This is a genomic window from Isoptericola sp. NPDC057391, from assembly GCF_042668085.1.
Lineage (GTDB): Bacteria > Actinomycetota > Actinomycetes > Actinomycetales > Cellulomonadaceae > Isoptericola.
The window spans coordinates 1-11,799 of sequence record NZ_JBHVBO010000138.1 but is presented as its reverse complement, the minus strand read 5'-3'; the positions used below and the strand labels follow the sequence as shown (position 1 = coordinate 11,799).

The window sequence follows — 11,799 nt, the reverse complement described above, 5'->3', positions numbered from 1 at the left end:
ACGACGCGCAGCCGCGCGTCGTCGTCGGCCGCGGCTCGCCAGTCGGCGGCGAACGGCGTCTCCAGCGCGTCGGGGCGGTCGGCCAGGACGTCGACGAGCTCGGCGACGATCTCGCGCTGGGCGCCGTACACCGGCTCGGACTCGCGCGGCGCCATGACGTAGGCGACGGCCACTCCCTTGAGGGCGAGGATCTCGTCCGCGGTCTCCTGCGGCACGACGAGCCGCGCGACGTAGCGGGTCAGGGGGCCGTCGCCGAACACCTCCCGCGTCGCGTCCTGCGACGCCCCGCTGAACCGGCCGATGAGCTGGCTGGTCGCGTCCTTGAGCCGCGCGAGCGCCCGGCGCGAGCCGTCGAAGTCGGTCACCAGGTAGCCGGTGTCCCGCAGCCGGCACAGCGCCGCGTCGATGGCGTCCGGCTCGTGCCAGCTCCCGTACCAGGCACGCACGTGCGCGGCGACGCGCGCCCGCTCGTCCGCGTCGTCGAGCACCCGCAGGTCGAGGCGGCCGCCCACGACCGCGTCCTCGACGTCGTGCACCGAGTAGCTGATGTCGTCGGCGAGGTCCATGACCTGCGCCTCCATGCACCGCGCGCGGCCGCGCGGCGCACCGCGCCGCAGCCACTCGAAGACCGGCCGGTCGTCGGGGTAGACGCCGAACTTGGGCGTCGGCGCGCCGTCGGGGCGCGCCGGGCCGGCGCCGAAGGCCCAGGGGTACTTCACGCTGGCGTCCAGGCTCGCGCGCGTGAGGTTGAGGCCGCGGGGCGACCCGTCGCCGGCGAAGATCTTGGGCTCCAGCCGTGTGAGCAGCCGGAGCGTCTGGGCGTTGCCCTCGAAGCCGCCGATGCCCTCCGCGACCTCCGCGAGCGCCCGCTCGCCGTTGTGCCCGAACGGCGGGTGGCCGAGGTCGTGCGTGAGGCAGGCGGTGTCCACGAGGTCCGGGTCGCAGCCGAGCGCGCGCCCCATCTCGCGGCCCACCTGGGCCACCTCGAGCGAGTGGGTCAGCCGGGTGCGCACGAAGTCGTCGCTGCCCGGCCCCAGCACCTGCGTCTTCGCGCCGAGGCGCCGCAGGCCGGAGGAGTGCACCACGCGGGCGCGGTCGCGCTCGAACGCCGTGCGGTGCTTCGACTTGGGCGGCTCCGGGAACCAGCGCTCCGTGTCCGCGTCGGTGTACGACCCGAGCCACTCTTCCGGCACGCCGGGGTGCGCCGCGGGGCCCATCACCTCGGCGTCGAAAGCGCCCTGCTCGAACGTCTGCACGCTGGCAGCCTAGCGATCGCCGCCCACGCGCCCGAACCTCACGACGACGTGACGGCCTGCCCCCGGTAGACGGCCGTGCGCAGCTCCTGCGCCCACTCGGCGTAGCAGGGCATCCCGACGTCGTGCGCGACGGCGAGCTCGGCCTCGACGTCGTAGGGCACGCGCACGTGCTGGAGGCCGAACGGCCCCGGCTCAGAGGAGCCCTCCACGCCCTCGAGGATCGCGTACGAGGGCGTCGGCTCGTCGATGGGGTTGCCGACCGACCCGGCGTTGAACAGCGTCCGGCCCTGGTGCACGTCGACGAAGGCCTGATGGATGTCCCCGTAGCCGACGGTCGTGGGCTCGGGTCCGGGGCCGGTGAGGTCCGTCGTCGCGAACATCCCGTGGAACTCCTCGCGCGAGTGGGCGCGACGGACGCGCGTGTGCACGCTCGTCGCCGACGCGTGGAACAGCCGCACCCGCCGGCCCGACAGCAGCAGGTCGTGGCTCAGCGGCTTGGACGCGAGCCACGCACGCTGGTCGGGGCGCAGCTCGTCGCGCCACCACACCAGGCCGTCGTCGCCGTCGTCGGGGATCCCGGGCAGGAAGTCGTCCCAGTTGCCGCGCACGTCCGCCTCGCACACCTCGCGCAGCCGGTCGACGACGGCGCTCCCGCGCGGGCCCTTGCCCGCGTCGTCGCCCAGGTTGACCACGCGGGTGATCCCCCGCGCCCCGATGTCGGCGAGCACGGCCTCCAGCGCGCCGAGGTTGCCGTGGACGTCGGAGACGACGGCGATGCGGTCCAGGTCGCGGGTCACGGTGACGATGCTGCCATCTCAGGCCAGGCGCACGACGGCGACACCCGGCCCGTCGCCGGCGACGTCGAGGCCGTCCGCGGTGGCGCGGACGCCGAGGCCGCCGTGCAGCACCTCCGGTTCCGCGCCGGTCGCGAGCAGGTGCCCCGGCAGGCGCACGCCCGGCCACGGCGCGCGGGCCAGCACGACGAGCACCCGCTCGTGCGGCGTCTCGCGCAGGTACGCCACGGCGTCGTCGTGCACCGCCGCCCAGCGCAGGCCGCCGTCGCGCAGGGCGGCCGACGACGAGCGCAGCGCGGACAGGCGCCGGTACACGTCCAGCGTGGCCGCGTCCCACCGCGGGCCCCCGCCGCGCGCCGCCTGGTCCCACGCCATCGTCGTGCGGGCGTGCTCGCCGTTGGTGCCGGTCGCGCCGACCTCGTCGCCCGCGAACACGACGGGCGCGCCCGGATAGGTGAACAGCAGCGTCGCCGCGACCTCGACGAGCTCCCGCGAGCCGACGATCGAGCGCAGCCGCGGCGTGTCGTGCGAGCCCAGCATGTTCCACTGGTTCGCCGTGACGCCCCAGGGCACCAGGGCCGCGACCTCGCGCATCGTCTCCACCATCGCGGCAGCCGGGCGGCGGGGCACCGGCACGGGCAGGTCGAGGAACGGCACGTCGGACCCCTCGGGCACGAGCCACGACCAGGCGGGGCGGGTGAAGCCCGCGTAGTTCATGTTCGCGTGCCAGCCGTCCCCGGCGAGGTCCGCGGCGGCGTCGTGGAAGTGCTCGGCGACCAGCGCGCCGTCGGGCCGCTCGGCGAGGATGCGCTCGCGCAGCGCCCGCGCGACGGCGTGCGTGCGGTCCGCGCTCCCCCGCCGCCCGGTCATGTTGGCCACGTCCACGCGCCAGCCGTCGAGGGCGAACGGCTCGCGCAGGTAGCGCGCGATGACGGCGTCCGCACCGGTGACCATCCGCCGCCAGGTCTCGTCGGCCGCCCAGTCGAGCTTCGGCAGCGAGCCGTGCCCGAGCCAGCCGACGTACGGGTCCGGGCCGCCCTCGGACCGGTCGGGCCGCACGACGTCCGGGCCGCCGTCGTCCCACAGGTACAGGTCGCGCTCGGGCGACGCCGGGTCCGCCAGTGCCCGGGCGAACCACTCGTGCCCGTCGCCGGTGTGGTTGGTCGTGACGTCGCCCATGAGCCGCATGCCGCGCGCGTGCACGGCCCGGGCGAGCCGCGCGTACGCCGCGTCGCCGCCGAGCAGCGGGTCCACGTGGTCGAAGGTCGCCGCGTCGTAGCGGTGGTTGGACCGCCCCGGGAAGACGGGCGTGAGGTAGAGGGTGCGGACGCCGAGCGCCTCGAGGTGGTCGAGGTGCTCGGCGACGCCGTCGAGGTCGCCGCCGTACAGCTGCGTGCCCGCGAGCGGGCCGGAGCCGGCGGGCTCGTCGTCCCAGGCGGCGGGGACGGCCCAGTCCGGCGCGGGGCGCGCGTCCGCGCCGGCGGAGCGCGCGAAGCGGTCTGGGAACACCTGGTAGGCGAGCCCGTCGCGCAGCCACGGCGGCGCGGGGGCGTGCGTGCTGAGCCGGAAGCTCGCGGCGTCCGGCACCTCGCGGTCGTGCACGCCCCGCCCGTCGAGCCAGCGGTAGCCGCCCGGCACCTCGAGGAAGAAGCGGTAGGAGGTCACCGGGTGGTGCGCGACGACGTCGGCCGCGTACCAGTCCTCGTGCGCGTCGCCGCCGTCGCGCCGGGCGGGCAGGAGGCGGGGCTCGCCGTCGCGCACGGTCCGGACCCGGACGTCGCGCACGGCCGCGCCCTTCGGCACCCGCACGCGCACGGTGACCTCGTCGCCCAGCGCGGGCGTCGACGTCGGGGCGAACAGCGCGGAGCCGTCGTGGTGCGGCGCGTCCAGGAGGGTGCGGACGGTGTCGCGGGCGGCGGTGCGGGGGTTGGTGCGGGGGTCGGTCGGGGTGCCGTGCGTGGTCATGTCGTCCTCTCGTCGGTCCGGCGTGCCGCCGGACCGACCGGACGACGGTCAGCGGCGGCGGCGCCCGATCGCCCACCCGGCGGCGAGCGCGATGGCGATCCCGACGACCTGTCCGCCGAGGATCACCCTGTTGAGGTCCAGCACCGGCTGGTACTTCGTGCCCTCGGCCGAGACCACGAAGACGCCCAGCGGCTTGACGCGCAGGCCGTAGCCACCGCCACCGCCGCCGCCCTCGCCGTGCCCCTCGCCGTGGGCCTCGCCCTGCAGCTCGCCCTTGGCGTCGCCCTGCGCCTCGCCGGAGGCGTCGCCGTGCGCGGACCCGTTGCCACGCGGCGCGGAGCCCGTCTCTCCCGGGCCGGCCTCGTCGGTGGCGGCGTCGGCCCCGCCCGACCCGACGCTGAACGACCGGCGCCAGCCCGGGGCGCTGCCGTCGCCCTTGCCCTGGCCGGCGCCGCGGCCGGAGCCGCTGCCCGACCCGGTGCCGGCGCCGTTGGCCGAGCCGTTGCCCGCGCCGCCCCCCGAGCCGGTGCCGATCCCGCCCCACACCTTGGCGACGGGGACGATGAGCTGACCCTGGTGCTCGTAGGGCTCGCCGTACGCGCGGCGCACGGAGAACGAGTCGTCGGCGGCGTCGGTGAGACGCGCGAGGTCCGGGGAGTAGGAGCGCGAGTCGTCGGTCATGACGCCCAGGCTAGGACCGCGCTGTGACGACCGCCACAAGGATCACGCGTGGATCACGCGTGGATCGCGCGTGGATCCGCGCGAGCCTCGTGGCGGCCGCCGACCGGTGAACGGCTCAGCCCTTGACGGAGCCTGCCGTCAGCCCACCCACGATGTACTTCTGCAGGAAGAGGAACAGCGCGAGCACGGGGATGGCGGACAGGACGGCGCCCGCGGCGAAGAGGCCCCAGTTGGCCTCGAGCAGCGACGACACCCAGCCGTACAGCCCCACCGCCAGCGTCCAGTTGGACTCCGACTGGAGCACCACCCGGGCGATGATGAACTCGCCGAACGTGCTGATGAAGCTCAGCAGCGCCACCACGGCGAGGATCGGCGTCACGAGGCGCAGGATGATCGTCCAGTACACCTGGGCGTGCGTGGCCCCGTCGATCTTCGCCGCCTCGTCGAGCTCCCGCGGCACGGTGTTGAAGAACCCGTACATGAGGAACGTGTTCACGCCGAGGGCGCCACCGAGGTAGACGCAGATGAGCGCCAGCTTCGAGTTGAGGCCCAGCGCGGGAACCACCTCGCCGAGGGAGATGAGCAGCAGGAAGATCGCGACGAACGCGAGCATCTGCGGGAACATCTGGATGATCAGCAGCGAGGTCAGCCCCAGCCGGCGACCGGCGAACCGGAAGCGCGAGAAGGCGTACGCCGCGGCCGCGCCCATGAGCACGGTGCCGACGGCCGTCGCGACCCCGATGACCAGCGTGTTGCCCATCCAGGTCCAGAACTTCGTGTTCCCCAGGTCGGCGTAGTTCACGCCGCTCACCTGGGCGAACAGCTCGTTCGACCCCGTGAGGGTGCCGCTCGGCGACAGCGAGGCGGACACCACGTAGACGATCGGGAAGACGGCGTACAGGACCGCGAGCACGCCGACGACGTGCCGCCAGCCCAGCTCCCGGGCCCAGCGGCCCGGCTTCATCCGGTGCCGCAGCACCTGCTCCCCCGCGCCCGTCGCCCCGGGCGAGCTCGCGCGGTCGGTCGACGCTTCGGTCGGCGTCGTCATCAGCTCAGCTCCTCGAGCTTGCGGGTCTGGCGGAACGCGATGGCGGAGATGACCCCGACCACCACGAAGATCACGATGGACAGCGCGCTCGCGAGGCCGTAGTCGCGCGGCGCGGAGCCGTCGAGGCCGGACACGTTGTAGACCATCGAGATGAGGATGTCTGTGTGCCCCAGCGGCACCGACGCGTCGTCGAACCGCGGCCCGCCGCCCGTCAGCATCTTGATCAGGGTGAAGTTGTTGAAGTTGAAGGCGAAGCTCGAGATGAGCAGCGGGGCCGTGGCCACCAGCAGCAGCGGCATCGTGATCGAGCGCCACGTGCGCCACTTGCCCGCGCCGTCGATGCGGGCCGCCTCGTAGACGTCGCCCGGCAGCGACTGCAGCGCCCCCGTGCAGATGAGGAACATGTACGGGAAGCCGAGCCAGAGGTTGACCCCGAGCACCGACAGCTTCGCCAGCCACGGGTCCGTGAGCCACGGGATCGCGGCCCCGCCGAGCAGCACCTGGTTGATCACGCCGAAGCTCTTGTTGAGCATGCCGGACCACAGCAGGGCCGCGAGGAACCCCGGCATCGCGTACGGCAGGATCATCAGGGTCCGGTAGACCTTGCGCCCCCGCAGCCGCGGGTCGTTGAAGACCATCGCGAGGAACATGCCCAGCGCGAACGTCGTCACGACGGACAGCACCGCGAACGCGAACGTCCACAGCAGGATCTTGACGAAGGGGCCCGCATACCGCTCGTCGCCGAACGCCGTCGCGAAGTTCTCGAAGCCCACCGTCACGCGCCAGCCGACGGGCAGCGCCTCGCCGTCGGCGGACTCGAACTGCCCCTCGTCGTTCGGCGCGTACACGACGCCCGTCGACGTGTCGGTCATCGTGTCGGCGGCCTCGTCGTACTCCAGCACCGGCTGGAAGACGTAGCCCGTGCGGGCGTCCTGCGTGCGCACCGAGCCGTCGGCGGCGTCGTCGGACACGGGCACCCGCAGCGTGGTGACCTCGTCCTGCCGCTGCAGCACGGTCGCGCGGTCCAGCACCGTCCAGCCCGGCACCGCGGTCACGACGCCGCCGTCGAGCGTGGCGTCGGGGGCGGCCGCGAGCGGCTCCTCGGCGGTGCCAACCTCCGCGACGCCGTCCTCGACGACCGCGAAGCCGAGCTCGCCGTCGCCGTCCTCCACGACGGTCAGCGGCAGGGCCGGCGACCCCTCGACGCGGCGCTCGTTCTGCGCCAGGAGGGCGTCGACGGCCTGCTCCTTGGTGGAGTTGTGGCCGTCGCCGTAGTTGGTGAAGGCCACGTAGCCGGTGTAGCCGACGACGTACACCTGGTAGACGAGCAGGAACGCCAGCCCCGGGAGGATGTACTTCAGCGGCAGCGAGCGCTTGGTGAAGTACACCCAGTTCGCGGCGGCGAGCAGCGCCACCATGGCCGCGAGGATCCCCCACGACCCGGCACGCCACGCGGCGAGCACGCCGAAGACGCCGAGCGCGTCCACGAGCGCGATGAGCACGAGCTTGACGGCGAAGCCGGCTCCGGAAAAGGTCCCGGAGCCGGCCTCGGCGCCCTTGTAGCGGGCACGCGACATCAGCCGAGAGCACCCTCGATGTCGGAGACCATCTTGTCCCAGGCCTTGACCGGGTCGTCGGCCTTGCCCGAGATGATGCTCGCCTCGGTGACGCCCCAGAAGGACCAGACCGAGCCCATCTCCGGGATGGACGGCATCGGCACGGCGGAGGCGCCGACCTCGCGGAAGCCCGCGACCAGCGGGTCCTCGGACGCGGCGTCAGCGGCCTCGACCAGCGCCGGCGGGCGGCCGCCGGCCTCGAACAGCGCCGTCTGCGCCTCCGGCGTCGACATGTAGTTGACGAGGAAGTCGTTCGCGAGCAGGGCGTTCTCGCTCTGCGCGCTCACGTAGAAGCCCTGGACGCCCACGAACGGCTGCGCGGGCTGGTCGCCCGGGGCCGGGATCGGGTCGACGGCGAGGTCGAGGTCCTTGAACTGCTCGAGCATCCACGGCCCGCCGATCACGAACGGGGACTGGCCCTTCGCGAACGCCTCCACGGCGATGTCGTAGGAGATGTCGATGCTGAGGTTGCCCGCCTCGCCCTGCTCGCCGAGCCAGGTGGCGTACGCCTCGCCGTTCTTGCCGCCGAGGGCGAGCTCCGGACGGTACGAGCCGTCGTCGTTCTGCTCGAAGACCGGCGCGCCGAACGACGTCTGGAACGGGTAGTACGTGTACGGGTCGCCCTTGTCGCCGTCCGACTGGATGAGGAACGGGAACTTGGTGCCGGCCTTCTTCCCCGCGGCGACCATGTCGTCGTAGGTCTTCGGCGCCTCGGGGGCGAGCTCCGTGTTGCGGATGAGCGCGATGTTCTCGATGGCGTACGGCAGGCCGTAGACCTGGCCGTCCTGCGTGAACGCCTGCACCGACACCGGGATGAAGTCGCCCGCGGAGTCGCCGAGCTCGATCGGCGCGACGACGCCGTTGGCGGTGAACTCGCCGAGCCAGTCGTGGGCGCCCACGGTGACGTCGGGGCCCTCGCCCGTGGGGACCTGAGCGAGGAAGTCGGCGCGGATGTCCTCGAAGTTCTTCTGGACGATCTCGACGTCGACGCCGGACTCCGCCTCGTACGCCTCGGCGGCCGTCGTCACCGCGGCCTCGCGGGTCTCGTCGACCCAGACCGTCAGCGAGCCCGAGGCCGAGGGCTCGGCGCTCGCGTCCGCGTCGGCGCTCGAGTCGCCGCTCGGCTCGCCGCTGCCGCACGCCGTCAGGGCCAGGGTGGTGGCCAGGGCCGAGGCGAGAAGGATGCTCCTTCGCATCGTGGTTACTCCCAGCTGTCATCGGTGGACGACCCACGCGACGCACTCGTCGCGGGGCCCTTGATGCCCACAACGTACGGATCGTTGCAGCGCGATGCAAGATCTTGCGATAACTTTTCAGCAACGCGCGGCAACGAGGAGGCATCGCGCCGGCGACCGGCGGCCGTCCCGCCGGCGTCCCACCCCAGGACGAGGAGGTCCCGTGTCCCCTACGATTCCTCGGGTGCGAACCCGACTGAGCGACCTGGCGGAGCAGGCAGGCGTGTCGACGGCCACGGTGTCCCGCGTGCTCAACGGCAAGCCCGGCGTGGCCAGCTCCACCCGGCAGGCCGTGCTCGCGGCGCTCGACGTCCTCGGGTACGAGCGCCCGTCCGTGCTGCGCGGCCGCTCCGCGGGCCTCGTCGGCCTCATCGTCCCCGAGCTGACCAACCCGGTCTTCCCCGCCTTCGCCCAGGCGATCGAGTCGATCCTCGCCCAGCGCGGTTACACGCCGTTGCTGTGCACGCAGGCCCCGGGTGGCACCACGGAGGACGAGTACGTCAGCACGCTGGTGGACCACTCGGTGGACGGCATCGTCTTCGTCTCCGGCCTGCACGCCGACACCCGCGCGGACCACACCCGCTACTCGATGCTGCGCAGCCAGGGCGTGCCGATCGTGCTGGTCAACGGCTACGCGCCGGGGATCGACGCGCCCTTCGTCTCGCCCGACGACGCCGCGAGCGTGGACGTCGCGGTGCAGCACCTCGTCACCCTCGGGCACCGCCGCATCGGCCTCGCGATCGGCCCGGAGCGCTACGTCCCCTCGCGCCGCAAGCTCGCCGCGTTCCTCGCGGCCCTGGTGCGGCACGGCCTGGCCGACGACGAGGCGCAGGCCCGCGAGCACGTGCGGTCGAGCCTGTACACGCTCGAGGGCGGGCAGGCCGCGGCCGCCGAGCTCGTCGACGCCGGGCATACGGCGATCGTCTGCGCCTCCGACCTCATGGCGCTGGGCGCCGTGCGCGCCGCGCGGTCGCGCGGGCTCTCGGTGCCCGACGACGTGTCGGTCGTCGGGTACGACGACGCGCCGCTCATCGCGTTCACGGAGCCGCCGCTGACCACGGTGCGGCAGCCCGTCGAGGCCATGGCCCGGGCGACGGTGAGCGCGCTCCTCACCGAGATCCAGGGCGAGCAGGCCACCCGCACCGAGCTGCTGTTCGCGCCGGAGCTGGTCGTGCGGGGCTCCACCGGGGCCGCGCCGAAGGGCTGACGGCGCGTTTTCGGGGGCTGTTGCTGCAACCCTTGCAGCAACGCTTACACTCGACGGTCTGACACGGATCGACCGTCCGTGCCGACCCCAGACCCCGATCAGGTGAGGAAGCCAGCGATGACCTCCACCCAGTCCGCCCCCGCCGCCACGTCGGCCGACGACACGGCGGCCGCCCCGGGCGACCTGCTCCGCACCGGCGCCGTCGTGCACGCCGGGAGCGGCGCCGCGCGGCAGTGGTGGCGCGACGCCGTGATCTACCAGGTCTACCCGCGGTCGTTCGCGGACGCGAACGGCGACGGCATCGGCGACATCCCCGGTGTGACGGCGCGGCTGGACCACCTCGAGACGCTCGGCGTCGACGCCGTCTGGCTGTCCCCGTTCTACCGCTCCCCGCAGAACGACGCGGGCTACGACGTCGCCGACTACCGCGACGTCGACCCGCTGTTCGGTACCCTCGCCGACTTCGACGACCTGCTCGCCGGCGCCCACGCCCGCGGCATCCGCGTGATCGTCGACCTGGTGCCGAACCACACCTCCGACCAGCACGCCTGGTTCCAGGAGGCGCTCGCCGCCGCCCCCGGCTCCCCCGAGCGCGCGCGGTACATGTTCCGCGACGGCCGCGGCGCCGACGGCTCGCAGGAGCCCAACAACTGGCAGTCGATCTTCGGCGGCCCCGCCTGGACGCGCGTCACCGAGCCCGACGGCACCCCCGGCCAGTGGTACCTCCACCTGTTCGACTCGACGCAGCCCGACCTCGACTGGACCAACCCCGAGGTGCGCTCCGAGTTCGAGGACGTGCTGCGCTTCTGGCTCGACCGGGGCGTGGACGGGTTCCGCGTCGACGTCGCGCACGGCATGATCAAGGCCGACGGCCTGCCCGACTGGGACGGGCACGTCGAGATGGTCGCCGGCTCGGCCGACGACGTCGCCGACGAGAACACGGGGGACGTGGACCCGGGCGCCCCCGAGGACGGCTCCACGGGCGCCGGCAACCAGGGCCCGATGTTCGACCAGGACGGCGTGCACGAGATCTACCGCGCCTGGCACCGGGTGCTCGCCGAGTACGACGGCGACCGCTGCCTCGTCGCCGAGGCGTGGGTGGAGCCGCTGAGCCGCCTCGCGCGCTATGTGCGCCCGGACGAGATGCACCAGGCGTTCAACTTCTCCTTTCTCACCACGGGCTGGGACGCCGCCGCCCTGCGCACCGTCGTCGAGGCGTCGTACCGGGCGAACGACGAGGTCGGCGCGCCCACCACCTGGGTGCTGTCCAACCACGACGTCGTGCGCCACCCGTCGCGGCTCGGGTCCGCCGACCCGTCGCTCAAGGTCAACGGCGTCTTCGCCACCGACCCGCAGCCCGACGAGGAGCTCGGCCTGCGCCGCGCCCGCGCCGCCAGCCTCCTCATGCTCGGCCTGCCCGGGTCGGCGTACCTCTTCCAGGGCGAGGAGCTCGGCCTGCCCGAGCACACCACCCTGCCGAACGAGGTCCGCCAGGACCCGGGGCACTTCCGCACGGGCGGTGCCGAGGCCGGCCGCGACGGCTGCCGCGTGCCGCTGCCCTGGGCGGCCGACGCCCCCGGGTTCGGCTTCGGCCCCGCCGGCGAGCCGTGGCTGCCGCAGCCCGAGTCGTTCGCGCGCTACGCCGCCGACGTCCAGTACGGCGTCCCCGGCTCCACCTTCGAGACGTACCGGGCCGCGCTCGCCCTGCGCAAGGCCGAGGGCCTGGGACAGGGCGCGCTCGCGTGGCTGGACGCCTGGGCCGGCTCGCCGCACGTCGTCGCGCTGCGCAACCAGGACGTCGTCGTGCTGGCGAACCTGGGCACCGAGCCGGTGCTCCTGCCCCGCGGCGTCGAGGTGCTGCTCGCCTCCGGGCCGGTCATGACCGACCGCTCCGCGGACCCGCAGACGCGCGTCCCCGCCGACACCACGGTCTGGCTGCGCGCCTGACCGCGAGATAGAGAACCCGGAACCGCGAGATAGAGAAGCTCGGACGAGAC

General features: G+C 73.6%; 9 protein-coding genes. 2 read left to right on the top strand and 7 right to left on the bottom strand.

The annotated features are described in order from the left end of the window. The 7 genes from ACFUVW_RS15650 to ACFUVW_RS15620 all read right to left on the bottom strand — a co-directional run. On the bottom strand, positions 1 to 1,217 hold a 1,217-nt coding region (locus tag ACFUVW_RS15650), incomplete at its 3' end, for a deoxyguanosinetriphosphate triphosphohydrolase (RefSeq protein ID WP_430572251.1). Between the two features lie 77 nt (positions 1,218 to 1,294). Further along, on the bottom strand, positions 1,295 to 2,053 hold the full coding sequence (locus ACFUVW_RS15645; RefSeq protein ID WP_430572250.1) for a metallophosphoesterase family protein: 759 nt from the start codon (positions 2,051 to 2,053) through the stop codon (positions 1,295 to 1,297). 18 nt (positions 2,054 to 2,071) lie between these two features. Then, positions 2,072 to 4,015: a glycoside hydrolase family 13 protein gene (locus ACFUVW_RS15640; RefSeq protein WP_430572249.1), complete on the bottom strand. Its 1,944-nt coding sequence runs from the start codon at positions 4,013 to 4,015 to the stop codon at positions 2,072 to 2,074. 48 nt (positions 4,016 to 4,063) lie between these two features. Next, positions 4,064 to 4,696, bottom strand: coding sequence for a hypothetical protein (locus tag ACFUVW_RS15635; protein ID WP_430572248.1), 633 nt, complete (start codon positions 4,694 to 4,696; stop codon positions 4,064 to 4,066). 115 nt (positions 4,697 to 4,811) lie between these two features. Then, positions 4,812 to 5,744 carry a sugar ABC transporter permease gene (locus ACFUVW_RS15630; protein ID WP_430572247.1) on the bottom strand — a complete coding sequence of 311 codons (933 nt, stop codon included), beginning with the start codon at positions 5,742 to 5,744 and terminating at the stop codon, positions 4,812 to 4,814. After that, the gene (locus ACFUVW_RS15625) at positions 5,744 to 7,321 is read right to left on the bottom strand and encodes an ABC transporter permease subunit (protein ID WP_430572246.1); all 1,578 of its coding nucleotides are present in this window, start codon (positions 7,319 to 7,321) and stop codon (positions 5,744 to 5,746) included. The genes ACFUVW_RS15630 and ACFUVW_RS15625 overlap by 1 nt, the downstream gene beginning before the upstream one ends. Beyond that, complete coding sequence (locus ACFUVW_RS15620; protein WP_430572245.1) at positions 7,321 to 8,556, bottom strand: extracellular solute-binding protein; 1,236 nt, start codon at positions 8,554 to 8,556, stop codon at positions 7,321 to 7,323. Before ACFUVW_RS15620 ends, ACFUVW_RS15625 begins: the two co-directional genes overlap by 1 nt. Positions 8,557 to 8,779: 223 nt before the next feature. Here ACFUVW_RS15620 and ACFUVW_RS15615 point away from each other — a divergent pair, with 223 nt between their 5' ends. Next, entirely contained in the window at positions 8,780 to 9,802 is a 1,023-nt protein-coding gene (locus tag ACFUVW_RS15615; protein ID WP_430572244.1) for a LacI family DNA-binding transcriptional regulator, read from the top strand. A gap of 117 nt (positions 9,803 to 9,919) precedes the next feature. Continuing rightward, complete coding sequence (locus tag ACFUVW_RS15610) at positions 9,920 to 11,749, top strand: glycoside hydrolase family 13 protein (RefSeq protein WP_430572243.1); 1,830 nt, start codon at positions 9,920 to 9,922, stop codon at positions 11,747 to 11,749. Positions 11,750 to 11,799: the final 50 nt, after the last annotated feature.